This window comes from Vibrio chemaguriensis, assembly GCF_012275705.1.
GTDB lineage: Bacteria > Pseudomonadota > Gammaproteobacteria > Enterobacterales > Vibrionaceae > Vibrio > Vibrio diabolicus.
This window is the reverse complement of the sequence record NZ_SHOE01000008.1, coordinates 169731-194087: the sequence shown is the minus strand read 5'-3', so window position 1 is coordinate 194087 and position 24357 is coordinate 169731. Positions and strand designations below refer to the sequence as shown.

General features: G+C 45.0%; 21 protein-coding genes and 1 other annotated feature. Of the genes, 11 read left to right on the top strand and 10 right to left on the bottom strand.

Annotated elements, in window-relative coordinates; all coding sequences use genetic code 11:
- Window positions 1-387: 387 nt before the first annotated feature.
- The 3 genes from clpB to rluD form a co-directional block, all read right to left on the bottom strand.
- A complete protein-coding gene (gene clpB, locus EX191_RS10075; protein WP_193447669.1) occupies window positions 388-2961 on the bottom strand; it encodes an ATP-dependent chaperone ClpB in 2574 nt (857 codons plus the stop codon).
- A 144-nt stretch (window positions 2962-3105) separates the two neighbouring features.
- Window positions 3106-3834 (bottom strand): peptidoglycan editing factor PgeF, encoded by a 729-nt coding sequence (pgeF, locus tag EX191_RS10070; RefSeq protein ID WP_193447668.1) that lies wholly within the window; start codon window positions 3832-3834, stop codon window positions 3106-3108.
- Between the two features lies 1 nt (window position 3835).
- Window positions 3836-4813 carry a 23S rRNA pseudouridine(1911/1915/1917) synthase RluD gene (gene rluD / locus EX191_RS10065; protein ID WP_065645207.1) on the bottom strand — a complete coding sequence of 326 codons (978 nt, stop codon included), beginning with the start codon at window positions 4811-4813 and terminating at the stop codon, window positions 3836-3838.
- A 136-nt stretch (window positions 4814-4949) separates the two neighbouring features.
- Here rluD and EX191_RS10060 point away from each other — a divergent pair, with 136 nt between their 5' ends.
- From EX191_RS10060 to yjjX, 5 genes are all read left to right on the top strand, one after another.
- Complete coding sequence (locus tag EX191_RS10060) at window positions 4950-5678, top strand: outer membrane protein assembly factor BamD (RefSeq protein WP_005385927.1); 729 nt, start codon at window positions 4950-4952, stop codon at window positions 5676-5678.
- Window positions 5679-5849: 171 nt separating this feature from the next.
- A complete protein-coding gene (locus EX191_RS10055; protein ID WP_176319053.1) occupies window positions 5850-7304 on the top strand; it encodes an MltF family protein in 1455 nt (484 codons plus the stop codon).
- Window positions 7305-7629: 325 nt separating this feature from the next.
- The gene (gene hpf / locus EX191_RS10050; RefSeq protein WP_005397484.1) at window positions 7630-7956 is read left to right on the top strand and encodes a ribosome hibernation-promoting factor, HPF/YfiA family; all 327 of its coding nucleotides are present in this window, start codon (window positions 7630-7632) and stop codon (window positions 7954-7956) included.
- Window positions 7957-8064: 108 nt separating this feature from the next.
- Window positions 8065-8186 (top strand) — a sequence feature (Phe leader region).
- A gap of 12 nt (window positions 8187-8198) precedes the next feature.
- Window positions 8199-9377 (top strand): prephenate dehydratase, encoded by a 1179-nt coding sequence (gene pheA / locus EX191_RS10045; protein ID WP_193447667.1) that lies wholly within the window; start codon window positions 8199-8201, stop codon window positions 9375-9377.
- 24 nt (window positions 9378-9401) lie between these two features.
- Entirely contained in the window at window positions 9402-9935 is a 534-nt protein-coding gene (yjjX, locus tag EX191_RS10040; RefSeq protein WP_012842122.1) for an inosine/xanthosine triphosphatase, read from the top strand.
- A gap of 110 nt (window positions 9936-10045) precedes the next feature.
- On the opposite strand, the gene trpR is transcribed toward yjjX, so the two are convergent.
- Window positions 10046-10354, bottom strand: a complete 309-nt coding sequence (gene trpR / locus EX191_RS10035) for a trp operon repressor (RefSeq protein ID WP_012842123.1) — start codon at window positions 10352-10354, stop codon at window positions 10046-10048.
- Window positions 10355-10367: 13 nt separating this feature from the next.
- The gene (gene sltY / locus EX191_RS10030) at window positions 10368-12314 is read right to left on the bottom strand and encodes a murein transglycosylase (protein ID WP_414718290.1); all 1947 of its coding nucleotides are present in this window, start codon (window positions 12312-12314) and stop codon (window positions 10368-10370) included.
- 364 nt (window positions 12315-12678) lie between these two features.
- On the opposite strand from sltY, the gene ettA reads away from it, so the two are divergent.
- From ettA to EX191_RS10015, 3 genes are all read left to right on the top strand, one after another.
- Window positions 12679-14346, top strand: a complete 1668-nt coding sequence (gene ettA, locus EX191_RS10025; protein ID WP_005381894.1) for an energy-dependent translational throttle protein EttA — start codon at window positions 12679-12681, stop codon at window positions 14344-14346.
- A 231-nt stretch (window positions 14347-14577) separates the two neighbouring features.
- Complete coding sequence (locus EX191_RS10020; protein ID WP_012842125.1) at window positions 14578-14946, top strand: PilZ domain-containing protein; 369 nt, start codon at window positions 14578-14580, stop codon at window positions 14944-14946.
- A 28-nt stretch (window positions 14947-14974) separates the two neighbouring features.
- Window positions 14975-15976: a M23 family metallopeptidase gene (locus EX191_RS10015; RefSeq protein WP_005397491.1), complete on the top strand. Its 1002-nt coding sequence runs from the start codon at window positions 14975-14977 to the stop codon at window positions 15974-15976.
- 77 nt (window positions 15977-16053) lie between these two features.
- Here the strand turns inward: EX191_RS10015 and tyrA are convergent, their stop codons facing one another.
- The 3 genes from tyrA to nagZ form a co-directional block, all read right to left on the bottom strand.
- Window positions 16054-17181: a bifunctional chorismate mutase/prephenate dehydrogenase gene (gene tyrA, locus EX191_RS10010; RefSeq protein ID WP_193447665.1), complete on the bottom strand. Its 1128-nt coding sequence runs from the start codon at window positions 17179-17181 to the stop codon at window positions 16054-16056.
- A gap of 21 nt (window positions 17182-17202) precedes the next feature.
- Window positions 17203-18279, bottom strand: coding sequence for a 3-deoxy-7-phosphoheptulonate synthase (locus EX191_RS10005; RefSeq protein ID WP_193447664.1), 1077 nt, complete (start codon window positions 18277-18279; stop codon window positions 17203-17205).
- 207 nt (window positions 18280-18486) lie between these two features.
- Window positions 18487-19470, bottom strand: a complete 984-nt coding sequence (gene nagZ, locus EX191_RS10000; RefSeq protein ID WP_193447663.1) for a beta-N-acetylhexosaminidase — start codon at window positions 19468-19470, stop codon at window positions 18487-18489.
- A 99-nt stretch (window positions 19471-19569) separates the two neighbouring features.
- On the opposite strand from nagZ, the gene EX191_RS09995 reads away from it, so the two are divergent.
- Window positions 19570-20682, top strand: a complete 1113-nt coding sequence (locus tag EX191_RS09995) for an anhydro-N-acetylmuramic acid kinase (RefSeq protein ID WP_193447662.1) — start codon at window positions 19570-19572, stop codon at window positions 20680-20682.
- Between the two features lie 20 nt (window positions 20683-20702).
- Window positions 20703-21632, top strand: coding sequence for an N-acetylmuramic acid 6-phosphate etherase (murQ, locus tag EX191_RS09990; RefSeq protein WP_193447661.1), 930 nt, complete (start codon window positions 20703-20705; stop codon window positions 21630-21632).
- Between the two features lie 51 nt (window positions 21633-21683).
- Here the strand turns inward: murQ and EX191_RS09985 are convergent, their stop codons facing one another.
- Window positions 21684-21956: a hypothetical protein gene (locus EX191_RS09985; protein WP_012842127.1), complete on the bottom strand. Its 273-nt coding sequence runs from the start codon at window positions 21954-21956 to the stop codon at window positions 21684-21686.
- A 113-nt stretch (window positions 21957-22069) separates the two neighbouring features.
- The gene (locus EX191_RS09980) at window positions 22070-22411 is read right to left on the bottom strand and encodes a DUF2799 domain-containing protein (RefSeq protein ID WP_012842128.1); all 342 of its coding nucleotides are present in this window, start codon (window positions 22409-22411) and stop codon (window positions 22070-22072) included.
- A 280-nt stretch (window positions 22412-22691) separates the two neighbouring features.
- Here EX191_RS09980 and EX191_RS09975 point away from each other — a divergent pair, with 280 nt between their 5' ends.
- Window positions 22692-24176, top strand: coding sequence for a carbon starvation CstA family protein (locus EX191_RS09975; RefSeq protein ID WP_005381914.1), 1485 nt, complete (start codon window positions 22692-22694; stop codon window positions 24174-24176).
- The last annotated feature ends 181 nt before the right edge of the window (window positions 24177-24357 follow it).

Sequence of the window (24357 nt, the reverse complement as noted above, 5' to 3'; positions counted from 1 at the left end):
TTTCTAATTGGATTATCATCAACGAGTGCCCACACAGATTGATAGGTCTATATTTTTAAAGAGCACACTTTGAATTTCTCTTCAAAGTGGACGGCCATTTTAGCTAGATAACTTATCGTGTCAAACACTTTTTTAAGTTATTTATCTGCGAGTTAATTCTTAACTCACTGACCTTGTTGTCTAGGCTTCGCTTAACTTGCTTTCCCTTGACAACGGAGGCGCATTATAGGGCGTTCATTAAGGAACACAAGTGCATTTTTAAAAAAAACTCACCTTTTTAGTTCATTCGTATAGAAAACAGGCAAAAGGTTCTAAAACATTATAGAAAAGGGGCCAAATGGCCCCTTGAATGTGATTTTTATCTCATTTTTTATTGTATCCGTGCAATTACTGATGGGCACGAATTTGGTCATTAGTAACGATTAGCTGCACTTTCTTGTCTGGAACAATTTCACCAGAAAGAATCGATTTGGCTAATGGGTTCTCGACATTCTGTTGAATTGCGCGTTTTAAAGGACGCGCACCATATACAGGGTCGAAACCAACTTGAGCGATCAAATCGAGTGCTTTGTCAGAAACCTCGAGTTGATATCCTTTTTCTTCTAGTCGTTTCGCCAAACGTTCTAATTGAATAGAAGCGATAGACTTGATGTGTTCTTGACCAAGTGGATGGAACACCACGATTTCGTCAACACGGTTCAAGAACTCAGGACGGAAGTGTTTGCTAACCACATCCATTACTTCACTCTTGATACCTTGATAGTCTAACGTTGCGAAATTCTCTTGGATACGAGATGAACCCAAGTTCGATGTCATGATCACAACCGTATTACGGAAGTCAACAGTACGACCTTGACCATCCGTTAAACGCCCATCATCGAGAACTTGCAGCAGAATGTTAAATACATCCGGATGCGCTTTCTCTACTTCATCTAACAAAATTACCGAATACGGCTTGCGACGAACCGCTTCCGTTAAGTAACCACCCTCTTCATATCCGACATAGCCTGGAGGCGCACCAACCAATCTTGCCACTGAGTGTTTCTCCATGAACTCAGACATGTCGATACGGACCATCGCATCTTCGCTGTCGAACATAAAGCTCGCAAGTGTCTTACAAAGCTCTGTTTTACCTACACCAGTTGGACCTAAGAATAAGAAGGAGCCAATTGGTCGGTTTGGATCAGAAAGCCCAGCTCGACTACGACGAATGGCATTCGATACAACAGAGACCGCTTCGCTTTGCCCTACCACACGATTATGCAGTACGTCTTCCATACGAAGTAGTTTCTCTTTTTCCGCTTCTAGCATCTTGGATACTGGGATGCCAGTTTGCTTAGAAAGTACTTCTGCAATCTCGTTGTCGGTTACTTTATTACGCAATAGTGTCATTTCCTGCATTTCCGCTTGGGTTGCAAGATCTAACTGCTTCTCAAGTTCAGGAATACGACCATATTGAAGTTCCGACATGCGGTTTAAATCACCAGCTCGGCGAGCAAACTCCATGTCCATACGAGCTTGTTCAAGCTCAGACTTAATATGTTGAGTGCCAGAAAGTGCGGCTTTTTCTGTATTCCAAACCTCTTCTAGTTCAGCGTACTCACGTTCTTTTTCATTGAGTTCTTCATTAAGCGCTTTCAAACGCTTTTCACTCGCTTCGTCGTGCTCGTTACTAAGCGCCTGTTGCTCAATCTTAAGTTGGATAATTTTACGTTCAAGCTTATCTAATGACTCTGGCTTAGAGTCAATTTGTAAACGAATGCTTGAAGCCGCTTCGTCGATTAAGTCGATCGCTTTATCTGGCAGTTGACGGTCAGAAACATAACGATGTGACAAACTCGCCGCTGCAACAATCGCTGGGTCAGTAATTTCAACGTGATGATGAAGCTCATAACGCTCCTTCAAGCCACGTAAAATCGCCACGGTATCCTCAACGGTCGGCTCATCCACCAGCACTTTTTGGAAACGACGTTCTAACGCCGCATCTTTTTCGATGTACTGACGATATTCATCCAGTGTTGTTGCGCCAACACAGTGCAGTTCACCACGGGCTAATGCAGGTTTGAGCATGTTCCCCGCATCCATTGAGCCTTCACCTTTACCCGCACCAACCATAGTATGGAGCTCGTCGATAAACAGAATGACATTACCTTCTTCTTTAGCGAGTTCATTCAATACCGACTTCAAGCGTTCTTCAAATTCACCACGGTACTTAGCACCAGCAACCAGTGCACCCATATCTAATGACAGCACGCGGCGACCACGCAAACCTTCTGGCACTTCATTGTTGACAATGCGCTGAGCTAAGCCTTCAACAATTGCGGTCTTACCTACGCCAGGTTCACCGATGATCACAGGGTTGTTTTTAGTACGGCGCTGCAATACTTGGATGGTACGGCGAATTTCATCATCACGGCCGATAACCGGATCCAGTTTGCCCTGTTCTGCTCGCTCGGTAAGGTCAATGGTGAACTTTTCCAATGCTTGGCGAAGCTCTTCTGCATTCGGATCATTAACCTTTTGACCACCTCTGATCTTTTCGATTGCTTGGCTAACTTTTTGCTCTGTTAAACCGATCTCTTTGAGTAATTGCCCCAAAGGTCCGCGATCTTCTAAAGCAGCAAGCAGGAAGATTTCAGACGAGATATAGGAGTCTTGACGCTTTTGCGCCACTTTGTCACACAGGTTAAACAACGTGCCCATCGAACTAGAGAGCTGTACATCTCCACCGATGCCACTGACTTTTGGTAATCGATCTAGCATTTCACTCAATTTAGAGCGTAAATGCGTTACGTCCACATCCAGCATAGTAAGCAATGGACGAATTGGACTGCCATTTTGGTCAAGCAAAGCCACCATTAGGTGAACTGGCTCGATATATTGATGATCGCGCCCTAACGCTAGTGATTGAGCATCAGAGATAGCGATTTGAAACTTACTTGTGAATCGTTCAAGACGCATATCTACCTTCCTAACCCCAACTAAAGGAAATTCTTTTGACAGTTAGAAAGATGGATACTCTGAGGAGGAATTTCAAGGGAGTGAATGAATAAAGATAGCTTTGCAAAAATAGCACTATGCATCTTGGCACTTTAGTGCTTATAACTAATCTTCAATCCAAATAAAGGTTGCTTGTCGACCAGTTTTACCATCACGGCGATACGAATAAAAAGAGGCTTTATCTTGGTAAGTACAAAGTCCAGAGTCAAACACTTGTGTCACACCAGCTCGACTTAGACGTTGCGTTGCCAGCACCGACATGTCAGCAAACCATTTGCCGTCGATATCGCGTGGAGTGAATGCTTGATGCGCCTGTGAGTCAAAATCAACAAAAGCTTGCAAAACATCTTCACCCACTTCAAAGGCTTGAGATCCAATAGCAGGGCCAAGCCACGCTATCACTTCACCTGAAAATAACGCTAATGCATTTTCGACAATACCATTTGCTAAGCCGCGCCAACCTGCATGAACGGCGGCTACCTGAGTGCCTTGTGTATTCGTCAATAATACAGGTAGACAATCGGCGGTCATCGCTGAACAAACAACATGGCTTGAAGAAGTAAATACACCGTCCGCATCAAGCACTTGTGTTGTTGGTTCATTTGCTTGAGCCACAACGGTTGAATGCGTTTGGTTTAACCAGATTGGCGCATGGGGCATGTTCGCCTGCTGCGCCAACCAAGCTCGGTTCTTCTCTACTAAAGACAAATCATCCCCAACGTGAGTACCTAAATTTAGCCCTTGATAAGGGCCTGTCGAAAAACCGCCTATGCGTGTTGAGGCAAAAGCTTTGACATTTTTAGGCGCACGCCAATTCGGAATGATTGTCTTCATCTTAGAACTCTTCCGGTAAACCGTGCTCTTCCGTATCTTGACGAAGCGCTTCAGTCATCGCCACCATGTCATCAGGCACAGGGGCATGGAACTCAAGTACTTCTCCCGTAATTGGATGTTCAAAGCGTAGCATTACGGCGTGCAATGCTTGGCGATCGAAGCCACGGATCATTGCCGTTAGCTCTTCAGAAGCACCTGTCGGGATGCGAGCACGTCCACCATATGCAATATCACCGAGCAGCGGATGCTGAAGGTAAGACATGTGCACACGGATCTGGTGCGTACGACCCGTTTCAAGACGCAGACGGATACGTGTGTGTTCGCGGAAACGCTCAGCGACACGGTAGTGCGTTACCGCTGGTTTACCCATTGGTGCTACCGCCATAAGCGTGCGCTTGGTAGAATGACGACCAATAGGTTGGTCCACTTTACCACCCGCTGTCATACGACCAATAGCGATTGCTTCGTACTCACGAGTAATATTACGTTTTTGCAGTGCGCGAACCAGGCGAGTTTGTGCTGGTACAGTTTTCGCCACCACCATCAGCCCCGTTGTGTCTTTATCCAGACGGTGCACAATGCCCGCACGAGGCACTTCTGCGATATCAGGGTAATGATGCAACAACGCATTAAGCACTGTACCATCTGGCGTACCGGCACCTGGGTGAACCACAAAGTCACGAGGTTTGTTGATAACGATAATATCGTCATCTTCATAGACGATATCTAGCGGGATATCTTGCGCTTCCCAGCGTTCTTCATCTTCTAACTCGGCTTGCAATGTAATTTCCTCGCCACCCATTACTTTTGTGCGAGGTTTGGTGACAACTTCACCATTAACTTGAACTTTCCCATCAAGCAGCCACTCTTTCAGGCGCGAGCGAGAGAAGTCCGCGAATAATTCGGCGATAGCTTGGTCTAAACGTTGACCTAACTGGCTATCTTTTACGGTATTTGTTAATACAATCTGCTGAGCCATATCGAACTTTTTTAAAAACTGTGAGACTAATGCTCACGACTGTGAAAAAATAGACTATTACGTCATTGTATCTGTTACTGGAAAGAAAGTAACGGCAGCTTAAGAAATATTTAGATTCAAGGAACAGACTCCTGATATGAAACGTCAGACTTTAACAGGCCTTTTAGCGGTATCCCTTCTGTTTGGATGTGCAAGCAAAGAAGAAATCGTTCCTGATGTGCCGCCTTCGGAACTGTATGCAGACGCACAGATTTCTCTTCAAAGTGGTAATTGGCTTTCTGCAATTGAGAAACTGGAAGCATTAGACTCACGTTACCCATTCGGTGCCTACTCAGAACAGGTGCAGCTTGACCTAATCTATGCGTACTACAAAAACGACGACCTTGCTTTGGGCTTGGCAACCATTTCTCGCTTTATGCGTTTAAACCCAACCCATGAAAAAATGGACTGGGTACTGTACATGCGCGGCCTAAGCCATATGGCGCAAGATCGTAACTTTATGCATGATCTGTTCAGCGTAGATCGAAGCGATCGCGATCCTGAGCCAGTAAAAAAAGCGTTTGATGACTTCAAAAAACTGCTTCAACGCTACCCGAACAGTCCATACGCACAAGACTCACAAAAACGCATGGTTGCGCTGAAAAATCGCCTAGCGAACTATGATTTAGCGACGGCTGACTTCTACCTCCGCCGTGAAGCCTGGGTAGCTGCAATTAATCGCAGTCAAGAGCTACAAAAAGCATTCCCAGACACCGAAGCGGCACGTAAGTCACTGACTATCCAGCTAGAGGCCTACAAGCAACTCGGTTTGGAAGACGCCGTAGCAAGAACTGAAAAGCTTATCGAGCTCAACCCTGTGAAGTAACTGAGCCGCTTCAAACTAAACCGCCACCGTTTTTACCGTGGCGGTTTTTTATTACCCGCAATAGCGTGTTCTGCCCTTGCTTGATGATCTACGGGGCTCTACATATGCTTAAAGTTCCCCTCCCCTTTATAAAAGGATGTGAACGTGACGATACCTAAGCTATGCGCAGTTATGCTGCTCTTATTGTCTGCTTCCGTTTGCGCACTGCAAATATCACCACTCAAGCAACCTCCTTACACTGGGGATCTCGATGTTATTAAAGAGAAGAATGTTTTACGTGTCCTCGTTTCTGCTGATCTAGGCTTCTATTACATTGAGGGCGGTACACCAAAAGGAATAGGTGCAGAACTCCTGGCGCATTTCGAAAAAGACCTTCGTAAGCTCAAACCGAAACTTAACGTACAAATTATTCCTCTAGCCCGTGATCAACTTCTGCCAGCCTTAGAAAATGGCTCCGGTGATCTAGTCGTCGCCAATCTGACCATTACCAACACACGTAAACAGAAAGTCGATTTTAGTTCACCCATTCTTACTGGTATTGACGAGTGGATAGTCACGAACAAAAGCACACCAGCCATGACTAACATTGAGCAACTGAGCGGCAAAGAGGTTTGGGTACGTGCCAGTTCTAGCTACTTTGAGAGTATTCAAGCACTAAATAAGAAGCTAAATAAAAAAGGCTTGCCACCCGTTGTCGTACATTTTATTGAAGAAACACTGCAAGACTACGAGCTGGTTGGGATGCTCAATAACGGCTACGTCAAAGCCATTGTTCTCGATAGTCATAAAGCCAAACTTTGGCTGAAGGTGATGGATGATATTCGAGCTCACCCAGAAATCCCTATTCGTGAAAATGGTAAAATCGCTTGGGCAATGCGGGAAAACAGCCCAAGTTTGAAAGCCGTCGTGAACAAGTTTATTCAGAAATCTCGTTCTGGGACACTGCTCGGTAACGTCATTTACGGAAAATACATCGATAACACAGGTTGGCTAAACAAAGCCCTTAACCCCAACAAAATTGCTCAACTAGAAAAGCTTGCTACGTTGTTTTCACGCTATGGTGAGAAGTACGATATCGACTATCTACTGATCGCAGCCGTCGCTTATAAAGAGTCCGGCTTTAATAACGACCTCGTTGGAAGTCGAGGTGCAGTCGGCATAATGCAAGTTCTACCCAGCACGGCTCGAGACCCTAATATCAATATCAAAAACGTTCGGCAGCTAGAAAACAATATTCATGCTGGCGTGAAGTATTTAGCATTTTTGCGTAAACAGTACTTCAGTGATCCTGCTATTACGGCGGAAAATAAACTCTACTTTACCTTAGCGGCTTACAATGCTGGCCCCGGGAATGTAGAACGAATTCGTAAACGTGCAGCCCAGCAAGGCTACGATCCTAATATTTGGTTCAATAACGTGGAAGTCGTTATGCGGAAAAGTTTAAGCTCAACGGTTGGGTACGTCACAAGCATTAATCGCTATTACGTTATATACAAACAGCTAGAAAGTTTGGACCAGGTCAAAAGTCTAGAGCGGGTATCACTGGCTCCAAAGGATCCCTTCTTCATGATACCGCTACGAAAAGTCAGTCAAACGCCAGACACAAAAAAGCCGCTTGTACAATAAGCGGCTTTGTAAATAAATTCGTCTGAGAGACTCAGTGACTGTCATCACACTTTACGTATAGTTAAATTTTAACCACCTCTAATATTAGGCCGTAAAACTTCCCTAAAAACGAAGACGTTTTCAGCTGAGTACTCTATCCAATCTACGGATTTACTAACCGATAACAAGCAATTTCACGATAAATCTCAGCAGATCTTGAGTGAGATCACATTCATTTTTCATCATAAAAACCCCGAACAAAATAATGATCTAAATCACATTTTTTTATGCTTAAAGCGGTAATCTGAACTCAACCCATGAGGGATGCAACAGAGGAAAAACACTTATGACAATGAATATCACTGGCAAAAACATCGAAATCACCTCTGCAATCCGAGCTCATATTGAGAGCAAGTTTAAAAAACTGGAGAAATGGCAAGTAGACCTAATTGGTTGCCAAGCAACTTTCAGTGAGGAACCAAACAAACAGAAGAAATTCGAAGCGGTTATTAAAGTTCCTAAAGGCCAGCTCATTGCCTCAGCAACTCACGAAGATCTTTACGCAGCTATCAACGAAGTGGAGCAAAAACTAGAACGACAATTGAACAAGCTGACCCACAAACCTGAAGCTCGCCGTGCAAATAAGCCTGAGCTAGTGGAAGAAGAAGAGTAAACTGACCAGATTGAGGAAATAGCGCCGAAAGGCGCTATTTTTTTGCTTGACGCTCTCCCCTGCCTTGCTTATTGTGTTTAAACACTCATAAATTAAGCACTATTTATGCATTTAACCTCACTGTTTATTTTTGACTTCTTTTTCCTCCCATAGTCGGAGGGGCGAACTCGTTTGTGAAAGAAAAGTCAAAAACAAACAGAAAGCCTCCCAAATCGGGAGGCTTTTTTATAAGGAAAGAATTGATGACTGACCAACCTATTTCCCTCGAAGAAATTCGTTTGCGCTTGAATGAGCTGGATGACCAACTTCTCAGCTTATTGTCTGAGCGCCGTAAACTCAGCATTGAAGTAGCCAAAAGTAAAGTACAAACCTCAAAACCCGTTCGTGATGCCGTTCGAGAACAACAACTATTAGTTAAGCTGATTTCTAATGGCCGAGATAAATACGAACTCGACGCGCAGTACATCACTAAACTTTTCCATACCATCATTGAAGACTCTGTGCTTCTTCAGCAAAGTTACCTGCAAAACCTCGTTAACCCGCAACAAAGTCGTAAGCCACTTGCTCGCGTCGCTTTCTTAGGAGCCAAAGGCTCTTACTCGCACTTGGCAAGCCGCGAATACTTCAGCCGTAAAAATACAGAACTTATCGAGCTCAACTGCGAACACTTCAAAGAAGTGACTCAAACAGTAGAATCGGGCCATGCTGATTATGGTGTTCTGCCAATCGAAAACACCAGTTCAGGCTCTATTAATGAAGTGTACGACCTACTACAACACACGACGCTGTACATCGTTGGAGAGCTAACTCAACCAATCGAGCACTGCTTAGTTGCGAAAAAAGATATTCGTCTGGAAAAAATTAAAACGCTGTATTCACATCCTCAGCCACACCAACAGTGCAGTGAGTTTTTAAGCCGTATGAAAGGTGTAAAACTGGAGTCTTGCGCTAGCACAGCAGATGCAATGCAAAAAGTCCAAGAGATGGATCGTGATGATGTTGCTGCAATTGGTAATGCATCAAGCGGTAAGCTATACGGCTTGCAAGCAATTCAAGGCAACATCGCAAACCAAACTGAGAACCATACTCGTTTTATCGTGGTTGCTCGCAAACCAGTTGAGGTTTCAACTCAGATTCCAGCAAAAACCACCTTGATCATGTCGACCTCCCAAGAGGCTGGCTCATTGGTTGAAACACTATTAGTGCTGCAACGTTACGGCATCAATATGACCAAGCTAGAATCACGTCCAATTATGGGGAACCCATGGGAAGAAATGTTCTACGTAGACTTGGAATCTCATCTTGCTTCGACAGAAATGCAACAGGCACTAGAAGAGCTAACAAAAATCACTAAACACTTGAAAGTATTAGGGTGTTACCCTAGTGAGAACGTAAAGCCTACCCAAGTAAAATTGAGTTAATAGACACCAGTGAGTAAAAAGATCATGGCAACCCAAAAAGTCGTAATCGCATCGCTAAACCCAGCTAAAATTAATGCCGTTCAAAGTGCATTTAACAGTGCATTTCCGCACCAAGAGTTCAACTTCGTTGGCGTCAGTGTACCTAGTGAGGTCGCAGATCAACCTATGACTGATGAAGAAACTCATCGCGGTGCACTAAACCGCGTTAAAAACGCAAAAGTAGAGATGCCAAACGCGGATTACTATGTCGGACTTGAAGCGGGAATTGAAACAAACGTGACGTTTGCGTGGATGGTGATTGAATCGAATACTCACCGTGGTGAATCTCGCTCTGCGAGCTTAATGCTGCCGCCTAAAGTATTGGACAAACTCGAGCATGCGAATGAGCTGGGAGATGTCATGGATGAGGTGTTTGGTACCGAGAACATCAAACAGAAAGGTGGTGCCATCAGCCTGCTCACCCAAAACCAGCTGACTCGAAGTTCGGTTTACCATCAAGCCTTGATTCTGGCTCTAATTCCATTCACAAACTCTGAGCACTTCCCTTCAAATTTATAACGCTCATCCTATTCGCTAGGTACGAAAAAGGGCGGATATTTCCGCCCTTTTTAACACGTTATCTTAACCACTTGTGATACCAATACCTAAAAGCGAATTGGAATCACTGACTACTTAGATACCGCAACTTGCTCTAACAAAACCTTGAGTTTGTCTTTCTCTTCATCAGATTTAGACTTTAACTCGTTAGAACCACGAGTAATAGTGGCAATACCCACGCCAAGCATCTGGCTGATCTGACGTTGAGATAATTCTCCTTTAAGAAGCTCGTTAATAATATTAACGCGTGATATTAATGATTCTCTCTCATCACGTGACATCAGCATGGTTAACAGCATGTCATCTTGCTCACTGTCCATGCTAGTTCGAATTAGCTCAATAATCTGTTGCCAGTCTTTGTACTCGGGTTCGTGCGACATCAAGTTACCTCACTCAATACTTGGTATTGATCTCATGTTGATTCAAGAACGCGCCATCGATACCCAAAAGATCACGGTAATATGTTTCAAACATCAGGATATTTTGTACATAACCGCGTGTCTCTCTAAATGGAATTGCCTCAATAAAGGCATAAGCATCCACTTTTCCTTGGGTACGCTCTCGCCACGTTTTTACTCTGTTAGGACCTGCATTATAAGCAGCAAGAGCAAAAATACGATTATTATCGTAATCCTCTAATAAGCCTTGCAAATAATGGCTACCAATTTCGATGTTTTTTCCCACATTGTAGAGATCCTGCGTACCTTGATAACTCAACTTATATTTACGTGCCGTGTACTTTGCTGTAGCGGGCATGATCTGCATAAGACCACGAGCACCAACTGGAGAACGGGCTTCGACATCCAACGCACTTTCCTGTCGAGCCAGGGACATCATCGTCACGGGATCTATGTTGTGTTTTTTTGCATAAAAGTTAAACCACCAGCGATGCGCAATCGGGAACCTCAGTTCGATATTATCCCACATCTTCGCTTGGATACTCGCGGTCACCGTTAGGTTATGCCAACGCTTAGAAGACGCATAAGCCGCCAACATCGCCTTTTCATCTTTCCCTACGCGGCGCAATAAATGTGCCCATTCACTTTTCGCTGCTGCGATTTTATCCGTCGCGATCAACTCTTCAATACGAACTAACGAGTCTTGGTAGGGCTGAACCACTCGCTTATCAAACTTAACCGTATGCGTAGGGTATTTGATTGATTGTCCAATCGCATTGGCGGCTGCCACACTATAGAAGTTTCGCTGCCCGACCAAAGTCGCTAAACGCTGTTTCCCTGCGATGTCATCACCTAACGCAATTTCACTTCGTCCAAGCCAGTATTGCCAGCGAAGCGACGCTTGCTCTTCTTTATTGAGAACGGCAATCCACTCTTGTACGCCCTTCCAATCCGCGTTCTGAATCGCTAAGCGAATGCGAGTTTCAATGAGCGGTAAGTACTGGCTGGTTTTCGTTTTATCATCGCGCCACTTAGCTAGTGACTCAGACTCAGTACGGGTCAATCGAAATGCGATATAGTCAGCCAGGGCTTGCGCCTTTTCTGGAGAAAACTTCTGCCCTTTAATGACGGCATCATACGCACTCTGCGCTTGACTGGTATTCATGCGAGCTAGCTTTTCCAGCGCATATTCGCTTTGCGCTCGATTAAAATCATTAGCCGGTTTTTTCTTCGCGAACTCCGCAACGCTTGAAGGGTTGTCAAACAACGCCTTCATTTCTTTCGCTTGTTGCCTTGCCTGCGAGGATTTAGGCAGTTTAAGTAAGTAACTCATCAAACTGCCATTACGAGCATCAAACGCCAGTAGCATACGCTGGAGAATTAATTCATCAGTACGTTCACCTGCCTTGTCCCATGCTGCGAATAATGGATCGCACTCATCGGCAATACTTCTGCCACGCAACCACATATGCTCAGCCCCTTTAAACGCGGCGACTGTCTTACCTTGCTCTAACTGAGCCACGTAGAAAATACATTGGTAACGCTCGCCACTTGGAATGACTTTTTGAAACTCAGTAATGGTTTTCCAATCTTTTTGCTTATAAAGATGGTTGAGGTATGGAGCGCGCACACGACGAGAAAAAGGAAACGACTCGTGCTCCGAAATAAATTCGTTCACCTGCTGTGGCGATTTTTCCGGTAACTGTCTAATAAACGTTCGGTAGTCCACATAAGGCGTCAGTGGATAGTCAGAAATTTTAGGACGGATCGAAAGGTATCCGTCGATGTCATTTTTATCTAATAAATCTTGAGCTTGCTCATAAACTTCACGCTGCTTTTCCAAGCTCAGCGCAGCATTAGCACTCAAACTCATCGCACACAGCGCGGCGGCGCAGCATACGTTTTTAGCCAATTCAGATACGTTGAATCTCATTTGTGTCATTTTCCCCAGACATATACTGCCCCAAAGCCTCGTTTTGTTAGCGTTCATGTGATGTTAAGGCAATTTTCACACATGCATCTATTTACACAGAATGCAGATGTCCATGTAAAGCAACTTAGTGTATTAAAAATTGTACTCGTGAAACTTTTAAGACGATGGAGACAAGGAGTTCCTAACTTGTGCAGAAAGCACTTCGTCATTTATAACGAATAACAAAAGTGTATACCCTAACTGTGTAAGTTTCCGGTCAGCTCAAAATAAGAAATCCACTCGAAAGGGAAATTCTTGCAATGCGGTAACAAAAACAAAGCACTTGGTATAAAATGATGGGTTTGAATGACAGTTAATTTAGGAACGATCGGCAATGGCTGAATACGTATATACCATGTCGCGGGTGAGCAAGATTGTGCCACCTAAGCGTCAAATTCTTAAAGACATCTCTCTGAGCTTCTTCCCTGGTGCGAAAATCGGTGTTTTAGGTCTGAACGGTGCAGGTAAATCCACACTGCTACGTATCATGGCAGGTATCGACACGGATATCGACGGTGAAGCACGTCCACAACCTGGTCTAAACGTAGGCTACCTACCTCAGGAGCCAGTATTAGACGAATCAAAAACCGTGCGTGAAGTTGTTGAAGAAGCGGTTGCTGACGTTGCTGACGCACTGAAACGTTTGGATGCGGTCTATGCGGCTTACGCAGAACCAGATGCAGACTTCGACGCACTTGCAAAAGAGCAAGGCGAACTTGAAGCTCTGATCCAAGCGAAAGATGGTCACAACCTAGAAAACGCACTTGAGCGAGCAGCAAACGCACTTCGTTTACCTGAATGGGACCAAAAAATTGCGCATCTATCAGGTGGTGAACGCCGCCGTGTCGCTATTTGTCGCCTGCTACTTTCTAAGCCAGACATGCTGCTGCTTGATGAGCCTACCAACCACCTAGATGCAGAATCTGTCGCTTGGCTAGAGCGCTTCTTAGTGGATTACACAGGTACTGTAGTCGCTATCACCCACGACCGTTACTTCCTGGATAACGCCGCGGGTTGGATCTTAGAGCTTGACCGTGGTGAAGGTATCCCATGGGAAGGTAACTACACCTCATGGTTGGAGCAAAAAGACGCTCGTCTACAACAAGAAGCATCTCAAGAAAGTGCTCGTCAAAAAACCATCGAGAAAGAACTTGAGTGGGTACGTAAAAACCCTAAAGGTCGTCAAGCGAAATCAAAAGCACGTATGGCACGCTTTGAAGAACTGCAAAGCTCTGATCACCAAAAACGTAACGAAACCAATGAACTGTTTATCCCGCCAGGTGAGCGTCTAGGTGATAAAGTTATTGAAGTGAAGAACCTAACGAAGTCATTTGACGGCCGTGTTCTAATTGATGACCTATCATTCAGCATCCCTAAAGGTGCGATTGTTGGTATCATCGGTGCGAACGGCGCAGGTAAATCGACCCTATTCAAGATGTTAAGTGGTACTGAACAACCAGATTCAGGCACAATTGAAATGGGTGATACAGTAAAACTAGCATCGGTCGATCAGTTCCGTGACAGCATGGACGATTCTAAAACCGTATTCCAAGAGATTTCTGAAGGCGCTGATATCATTAAGATCAACAACTTCGAAATCCCAGCTCGCGCGTACTGTTCACGCTTTAACTTTAAAGGCAGCGACCAACAAAAAATCATTGGTGAGCTATCAGGTGGTGAGCGTAACCGTGTCCACCTTGCGAAACTGCTTAAAGCGGGCGGTAACGTGTTACTACTCGACGAACCGACCAACGACCTTGACGTGGAAACACTGCGTGCTCTAGAAGAAGCACTACTAGAGTTCCCTGGTTGTGCAATGGTTATCTCGCACGACCGTTGGTTCCTTGACCGTATCGCGACCCACATCATTGACTACCGTGACGAAGGCCAAGTTAACTTCTACGAAGGTAACTACACCGAGTACATGGACTGGTTGAAGAAAACGTTGGGCCCTGAAGCCGCAGAACCACACCGCATCAAATACAAGCGTATTGCGAAGTAATAGCAACCCGCAAAGTTTGATTGTAATTTGTACAAAGGCCGCTATCATAGCGGCCTTTGTTTTCTTTGTTATAAAAAAGAGCTCATTAGCCCGTCTCGTTCGTTAAGAACATGACATTGCACTTACGTCACTCTGTAGCGACCTCGACACTTTTCAAACAGCAATCGAACATTTTTTGTTCGCATTGATATACTATTCAATTCTGTTTGAAGACATGACGAGAAAATGCACATGGCAGAGAGACGACGCTTTTCACGCATTCTCCATCAAGCGCCAGCGAAGGTAGAACAACGTGACTTGGCAATTGAAGCTAGGATTCAAGATCTTTCCTTACATGGTTTACTCATGAAAGTGGAAGAGACTGAGGCTTTGGATCCAGCCCTTCCAGCCCATGTTACTTTTTCATTTGATCAATCTGAACAAGTGATTACGTTAAAAGCGCAAATTGTGGATGTTTCTAAGTGTGAGATTAGGTTAAAGATCATCAAGATAGACATCGAGAGCATTAGCCAACTAAAACGATTTATAGAATTGAATGTAGGCAATAACGACCTTCTGAACCGAGAGTTAGAACATCTCTCTGATTTAGGAGAAAAATAAATGAACGCCTATTTAAGTAACAATAACTATGTCTAAAAAAATCATCATGCAGATCCCGACGAAAGACGGCGATCAGCAGTTCTATTTGGGCCGCAGTTCGGTCCTAGCAGTATTTGCTTCCGTATTGGCATTACCCGCCGTCGTTGGTGGCGCGTGGTATCTCAATCAACAGCAGATACACAATAAAGACGAACTAACACAAACCATCGCCAAACTAGAAAGTGAAAAGGCCGAAATCACCGCGCTTTATGAAGAGCAGCTTGATACCAACCACTCGCTTTCTCAGTCATTGACCGATAAAAACAATCAAATTCAGCTATTAGGAAAACGGGTATTCGACGTCGAATCGGTTCTAGGTCTCGCAGACGAAGAGCTGATGATCGATGAAAACAACATGGCGTTAGAAGAGCGAATTGATGCAGCAGCTATCGATTCCGCGGTTCGAGCAACCATGTTTCGTTTGATTCCAAATGATAGCCCAGTGACATACCAACGTATTTCTTCTTCCTACGGCAGTCGAATTAATCCGATTTCAGGTAAACGACACGTTCATACAGGTATCGATCTTACCTGTAAACGAGGAGAAGAAATCCTCGCGCCTGCAGACGGAGTGGTGGAAACCGTTCGCCCGAGTAATCGTGGCTATGGAAACTATGTCACTATTCGTCACTCATTTGGCTTTATGAGCTCCTTTGCTCACTTACAACGCTTTAAAGTGAAAAGCGGCCAATTTGTCAGTAAAGGCGATGTGATTGCTCAATGTGGTAGTTCAGGTAATTCCACTGGCCCGCACCTGCATTATGAGGTGCGCTTTCTCGGGCGAGCACTCAACCCTCAATACTTGATGGAGTGGACGCCAGAAAACTTCAATTATGTATTTGAAAAAGAGAAAAAAGTGAAATGGGGCCCTTTAGTTCAATTGATTGATAATGTCGTGCGTCTGCAAGTCAATTTAACCAACTCCCCCTATCGCGACACCAGTATCAATACAGTATCAAGTGAAGATACCAGCAATACCGCGACTAACTGATTTATCTCTCGACACAAAAAAGAGCAGCGTAAGCTGCTCTTTTCGTTTCGGGCTCCACACGGATAGATAACCCGCGATTAACCGCGATGAATATTATCATTCGCCTGTTTGAGTAAGTTTTGGCTCTCATTCATAAATTGTTGTGAATAATCACCAAACCACTCACTCACCAGCTCAAAGCTTTCGACAAATTTGGCTTTATCTTTGCTATCCAAAATCGCAAGTGCTTCGCCGAAGCGTTGGTGGAATCGCTTAATCATGTCGATGTTTTCTTGCGATGAGAGAATAATGTCACCGTAGAGGTTTGGATCCTGACCAAACAGACGCCCTACCATCGCCAACTCCAGGCGGTAGATTGGTGAGCTCAACTTTAACAGTTGCTCAATGTTCGGGTTCTCTTTGCTTAGATGCATGCCGTAAGCAAATGAGGTGAAGTGACGCAGCGCTTGGATTAACGTCATGCCATGATCGTGCTCTTGCGCATCAATCTGACACAAACTCGCGCCCCAAATACCAAACTGTTGCAGCAACCATTGGTATTGATCATTTCCACGGCCATCACAGTACACAATAACCTGCTTGGCAAGGCTCGGAACATCTGGGCCAAACATTGGGTGCAAACCAACCACCGGTCCTTGGTGCACATTCAACATTGCTTGCAGTGGCTTAGATTTGATAGAAGTCAGGTCACACAGAATGCAGTCTTGTGGCAGATTACCTAGCTTTTCAATCACACCTTCTGTTAGGTGAATTGGCACAGTAACCACCACCAGGCCCGCATCTTTTAGGATGTCATCCGCACGATCCCAGTCTTTGCTGCCAAGCACTTTGACTTGATAACCAGATAGCTTGAACATACGTCCAAACAGGCCGCCTAACTGGCCATTACCACCAATAATGACCACTGAGCGTAATTCAGGGTTCAAACACTTAAAACCGGAGTCTTTTTCACTGGCATAAGACTCACGCATGGTACGACGCAGAATGTCTTCAATAAGCTGTGGAGGAATTCCCATTTTCTCAGCTTCTGCTCGGCGAGAAGCCAGCATCGCCGCTTCACGATCAGGGGCATAAATAGGCAAACCATGTTCGCTTTTAACTTCCCCAACTTTCTCTACGAGCGCCAAACGCTGGGCCAATAGCTCCAACATTTGCTTGTCGACTGCATCAATCTGATCGCGCAATGCGTTAAGTTCAACTGCCATTGATGTTCCTTAAATCCTGTATTAATTAGCCTTTAGACGATTTTCTAAGAAAGGCACGAGCTCTTCATGTGCATGACGTAATAGTGCCTCAGTTGAATCCCAATTGATACATGCGTCAGTGATAGATACACCGTATTTCATCTCTTCAAGAGCTAAGTCAGAAGATTGATTTCCTTCATTGATATGGCTTTCAATCATAAGGCCGATAATGGACTTATTACCTTCACGGATTTGGTGAATAACATCTTCTGCGACTAATGGCTGGCGACGGTAATCTTTACGTGAGTTGGCGTGACTACAATCCACCATTAATGATGCATCAAGGCCAAATTTCGCCATTTCTTGCTCACACTCAGTAACTGACACTGAGTCGTAGTTGGTTTGCTTGCCACCACGTAAGATCACATGCCCATTAGCATTACCCTGAGTGGTCAATAGCGCTACTTGTCCCTCACGGTTGATCCCCATAAAACGGTGGCTAGAAGACGCAGCTTGCATCGCATTGATTGCAGTTGCCAAACTACCATCCGTGCCATTTTTAAAACCGATTGGCATAGACAGGCCACTTGCCATTTCACGGTGAGTTTGTGACTCCGTAGTACGTGCGCCGATCGCAGCCCAACTAAAAGTATCCGCCAAGTATTGTGGGCTAATTGGGTCCAGAGCTTCAGTCGCGAGCGGGATTTCCATCTCTGCCAATTCCACTAGCAGTTCGCGTCCAACATGCAGACCATGTTCAATATCGAAGCTGCCATCGAGGTGCGGATCGTTAATCAGCCCTTTCCAGCCGACCGTGGTGCGTGGTTTTTCAAAGTAAACACGCATAACAATATACAGTTGGTCACTTAGTTGTTCAGAGAGCGCTTTAAGACGTTTTGCGTAATCCTTCGCCGCTTCCACGTCGTGGATAGAACATGGACCACATACAACCAGCAGGCGATGATCCTTTTTATGAATAATATTAGCGATAGTTTGGCGAGACTCTTGAATAAAGCGGCGCGCTTTTTCACTCAAAGGAAGCTTGGTTTTTAGCTCCTCTGGGGTAATAAGAACCTGCTCTTCGCTAATATTAATATTGCTCAACTCACTTTTCTGCATAACTCTAACCTGTACATTTATTTTTACACCCAACCAAATCCTTGGTGAGACAACTAAGCTTTAACGACAAGATAACAGGCTAAAAAAGAAAAACAAGCGTACACAATAAAAAACATTTGGTGTAAATTATTATTTACAGATAAATAAAAAGCCAAAGTATAATTAACTTTGGCTTATAATCGGTGTTTTGAATCGTTTACAAGAGGTTTAGCTGGTCAAGCGTTTCATCGCTTCACTCGCCGCTTTCCACTCTTGAGATAACTTGAGATCGCTTAGAGAAAACGACTGTTTTTTCAGTAACGCATCCGCCAGTGGCACAGTTGATACCGGCAAGTTATCCAACACCTCAATATGTGCTTCGCGCTTATTACACATCAATAGCATATCGCAACCGGCTTTCAAGGCTTGAGCCCCACGCTCGGCAGGGCTTCCCATGATTGCAGCGCCTTCCATCGTCAGATCATCGGAGAAAACCAAGCCTTTAAAACCGAGTTGCTGTCGCAAAACTTGTTTCAACCAGTATTCTGAACCACTCGCAGGCTGAGAGTCGTAGTTCGGAAAAATCACGTGAGCAGGCATCATGGCATCTAAAATACCGGCATCAATTTGCGCTTTAAAGATAGCCATGTCTTGTTCAAAAATGTCGCTGCGCTCGTCGTATGGCGTTTCTAAGTGTGAATCAGCAATCACACCACCGTGACCCGGGAAGTGCTTGCCTGTCGTTGCCATGCCAACACTCTTCATTCCTTGCATATAAGCAGTGCTATAGCGAAGAATGGTATCGGCATCTTCACCGAATGCACGGTTACCGATCGCTTTACATTGATGGCCTTGGTCAAGTACCGGGGCAAAGCTTAAATCAATGTCGTGGGCAATCAGCTCTGCTGCCATTAACCAACCGCCCATACGAGCAAGCTCTTCACCATTTTGATGTTTAGCGTACTCATCAGCAGCAGGAATTAATGAGAAACCTTCACGAAAGCGCTGCACTCGACCGCCTTCTTGATCCACACCGATCAAAATCGGGCGCTTGGCTGCCTTGCGGATTGATTGAGTAAGTGCTTGAAGCTGTTCACTATCATGATAGTTACGAGCAAATAGAATTAAGCCACCAACCGTAGGATGTTCCAGAATTTCTTTGTCTTCAGCGGTCAGTTCATAACCCGCGACGTCAACCCATAACGGTCCCATGTTTTCTCCTCAAAATCGGCTGAATATCTCGTATTCGATGAGGTTATTCGCTTCAGATTTGCTTTACAATAAGTGAATGAAGAATTGACGAGATCGGCTATGAAATTTAACGAACTGTACATTGGTGTGATGTCTGGAACGAGTATGGACGGCGTTGATACCGCTCTAGTTGAAATAAGCGATGAGCACGTTCGCCTGATTGCGCACGACGACTACCCAATGCCCGCAGCACTAAAAGACATGCTGTTATCTGTTTGTACCGGTCAAGCAACAAATTTAAAAGCCATAGGTGAACTTGACCACCAGCTCGGCCACCTATTTGCAGATGCCGTGTTACAGCTGCTCAATAAGTCTGGTTACGTCGCAGAGCAAATTCGTGCGATTGGTAATCACGGTCAAACAGTGTTCCATCAGCCTACCGGAAACTTGCCGTTTACCACTCAGTTGGGTGATGCCAACATCATCGCAGTGAAAACAGGGATTGATACGGTAGCGGATTTTCGCCGTAAAGACATGGCGCTAGGTGGTCAAGGTGCACCGCTGGTTCCCGCTTTTCATAAAAGTATCTTTGCCATGCAAGATTCCACCACCGTCGTGCTGAACATCGGTGGCATTGCCAACATATCTGTACTGCATCCCGAGCAACCAGTCATTGGCTATGACACAGGTCCGGGCAACATGTTGATGGACGCGTGGTGTGCGCTGCACACTGGGCAAAGCTTCGACAAAGATGCACAATTTGCACTGAAAGGAACGGTAAACGCTACTTTGTTGACTCAATTACTTAAAGAAGCTTACCTCGCCATACCAGCACCTAAAAGTACCGGGCGAGAACTGTTCAATATTGACTGGCTGCATCAACAACTGGCTCATTACAATTTACCAACCGAAGACGTACAGCGTACACTCTGCGAATATTCTGCGATTACCATTGCCAACGAAGTCGACAAGTTTTCTCATGGCAGCACGCCTCAACTATTGGTCTGTGGCGGTGGAGCAAGAAACCCACTTTTAATGCAGCGATTGACTAAGTTATTGCCACAATGGCACGTTGCGACAACGGCAGAAAAAGGCGTTGATGGTGACTACATGGAAGCCATGGCATTTGCTTGGCTTGCGCAGCGCTATATTCATAGCCTCCCTAGCAATTTACCGGAAGTCACAGGGGCAAGTCGTCTCGCTTCACTTGGCGTACTCTACTCAAAAAATTAATCACGAAGGCTTAAATTACTATGACAAATGACGCGCTTATTGCGGCTCTTTCTCACCTCGTCTCTGAAGGTCGAAATCCTGAAACAATGGATATCGATCTTCTTCCTTCATTCGATATTGTGCAGCGTTTAAACCAACAAGATAAACTCGTCCCAATTGCGGTCGAGAAAGTGCTACCAGAGATCGCTCAAGCCGTTGATAAGATCACGGAAGCATTTAAGATCGGAGGTCGGTTGTTTTACATCGGTGCAGGCACCAGTGGTCGGCTCGGCGTCTTGGACGCTTCAGAATGCCCACCAACTTTTGGCACGGATCCAGAGATGGTCGTTGGTATTATTGCGGGTGGAAAAGAGGCAATGTTCCGCGCGAAAGAAGGGGCAGAGGACGATCCTGCACTAGGCGAGCAAGATCTTAAAGAGAATGCGCTAACACAACGCGATGTCGTCGTTGGTATTGCGGCAAGTGGACGGACACCGTACGTGATTGGTGGCTTAGAGTATGCGAACGAACTTGGTGCCACCACTGTAGCGCTATCTTGTAACCCTGACTCTCCGATTGCAGATATTGCCGATATTGCGATCAGCCCCGTTGTTGGACCTGAAGCGTTAACGGGATCCACTCGCTTAAAATCAGGGACGGCGCAAAAGCTCGTCCTGAACATGCTAACTACTGCAAGCATGATTCGCCTAGGCAAAAGTTATCAGAACTTAATGGTAGATGTGAAAGCGACGAATGCAAAGCTAGTTGCAAGAGCGGCTCGTATTGTTATGCAAGCAACAGATTGTACTAACCAAGAGGCTAAAACTGCGCTCAAAGAAACGGACTACGACGCCAAGTTAGCGATTTTGATGATTTTAACCGGGCTGGATAAAGAAAGCGCGACTGAACAACTGAAAGCCAAACAAGGATATTTAAGAAAAGTCGTGATCGATCAAGCGAATCAATCTTAATCAATAAAGCGCCTCACTTATTTAAAAGTCAGGCGCCTTTTATGGCTTAATTTAGTAGTTCAATCGTTCAATGTGAGTAATACCGACTTTACCTTCAAGGTCGCTGAACATATGAACCATTGCTGGGTATGGTTGTGCTCCAGGGTAGACAACTTCTGCATTACAGAAAAACGCATAGTTTTGTCCGGCTACGACTTGAGTAGCCACAACCAAAGGGGAGTATTTGACACCGACAAACCCCTCGATACCTTTAGCAAATACTTCTTTATCCTCTGCTTTGAGTTCATTAAATGGACTCCAGCCACCAGCCATTTGCGTTGACATAATGTGATTCCTTTTTTCTGTGCTCACTATCAAGCAATATGAACATAGTTTAATAACAAGGATTTTGCCACAATTATGTTATGCGGACGGTATCACAACGGCTTTATTGACTATTAATTTGAGTACTCATTCCAGCCACGCTGCCATTCCATACGGAATTTTTGTGCTTGCTCAGTACCTTCACAAACTCCTTCATAATACTGACCAGATAACCCCATTTGATACGCAAAAGCAGGGTTACAGTATTCACGTAGACCCTCTAAATAACCTTGGTCGTAGTCACTTTGCTTAACGCTACCCAACTCACGCAGCTCGCTCATCGTGCGTGATGTGTGTCCGGCTACACCATCTTGATATCCGATCTGATGCCAATCTCCTGACTTGGCAAGATCTTCCGTCGTTGCAGCGCATCCTGCAAGTAAAGCCAGCGCCAAACCTAACGTTGCCTTTTTCATGGTTCTTCCTTAAGCAATTGTTTTCAAAAATAAGCTTACCACTAATTATTGGCGTTTGCCGCTTAGCTTGCAGATTAAACCACTGACGCCTCAAATCAGCCGCTCACTACTGCAATCAACCATTCGCCATTTTTAAAAACCGCTCAAGCAGTATATCGACCACTCAGTGCTCTATTCGACCACTCATCTACTAACCGAATGCATTTAACACAAGTGACGCATAACATGCATCCTGAGATTAAAAAATTACCCTACCCAACTAAGACCAAGGACAATTGCTATGATGTGGTTTCTAACCTGTGTCGCAGCCCTAATCGGCGGATACTTCATCTACGGCGCTTTCGTCGAGAAGATTTTCGGCATCAATGAAAAACGCCAAACGCCTGCTCACACCAAATCGGACGGTGTTGACTTCGTTCCAATGTCAACAAAGAAAGTTTATCTAGTTCAGCTACTTAACATCGCTGGTGTTGGTCCAATTTTCGGCCCAATCATGGGTGCACTATACGGTCCAGCGGCAATGCTTTGGATTGTTGTCGGTTGTATTTTTGCTGGCGCAGTACACGATTACTTCTCAGGCATGCTTTCAGTGCGTAACGGCGGCGCATCTGTACCTACTATCACAGGTCGCTACCTAGGTAATGGCGCAAAACACTTTATGAATATTTTTGCCATTGTCCTACTGCTTCTTGTTGGCGTAGTGTTCGTTTCTGCTCCTGCAGGCATGATTACTAACCTCATCAATGATCAAACAAGCTTGAGCGTAAGCATGACGACTATGGTTATTGCTATCTTCGCTTACTACATCATTGCGACGATTGTTCCTGTCGATAAAATCATTGGCCGCTTCTACCCACTGTTTGGCGCTCTACTCATCTTTATGTCTGTTGGTCTAATGACAGCCGTTGCGTTTTCTAGCGAACACACAGTAATGGGTGACTTCCAAGTTTCAGACATGTTCTCGAACCTTAACCCAAATGATATGCCACTATGGCCAGCACTGTTCATCACTATCGCATGTGGCGCGATCTCTGGCTTCCACGCGACTCAGTCTCCACTGATGGCGCGTTGTATGGAAAACGAGAAAAACGGTCGTTTCGTCTTCTACGGAGCAATGATTGGTGAAGGTGTTATCGCGCTAATCTGGTGTGCTATCGCTCTGTCTTTCTTCGGCTCTCTAGACGCACTATCAGAAGCTGTGAAAAACGGTGGTCCTGGTAACGTGGTATACAGCGCATCATTTGGTCTGCTTGGTGTGTTCGGTGGTATCCTTGCGTTCTTAGGTGTGGTAATCCTACCAATTACGTCTGGCGATACAGCGTTCCGTTCAAGCCGTCTGATCCTTGCTGAATACTTCAACATGGAACAAAAGACGCTACGTAACCGCCTACTGATGGCACTTCCACTGTTCGTTATCGGCGGTATCTTAACTCAAGTAGACTTCGGCATTATCTGGCGCTACTTCGGTTTTGCTAACCAAACAACAGCAGTAATGATGCTTTGGACTGCGTCCGCTTACCTACTACGTCACAACAAACTGCACTGGATTACCACGATCCCTGCTATCTTCATGACCACGGTATGTGTCACGTTCATCTTAAACAACAGCTCGCTAGGTTTTGGCCTGCCAATGCAACTATCAACTATCGTCGGTATTGTGTTTGCCCTAGCAGTGACTGGTTACGTTATCAAAACCTCTAAGGGTAAAGGTGAAACTGAACTGGCTGACGAAGAGAAACCACAAGCCGTATCAGAAACAGCGTAATACTCGTCGCATCCGAGTGACTAAGATAAGAGCCTGCCAATTGCAGGCTCTTTTTGTTTTATACCCAAGTCACTTTAAGATTCAGAACTCGGAGCGCAGCGCAATGTATTAAGCTGTCTTTATTTATCTGAGCCAAGCATCTTGAAGTGACTTAGGTATACAATAACAACATTGATTCTAG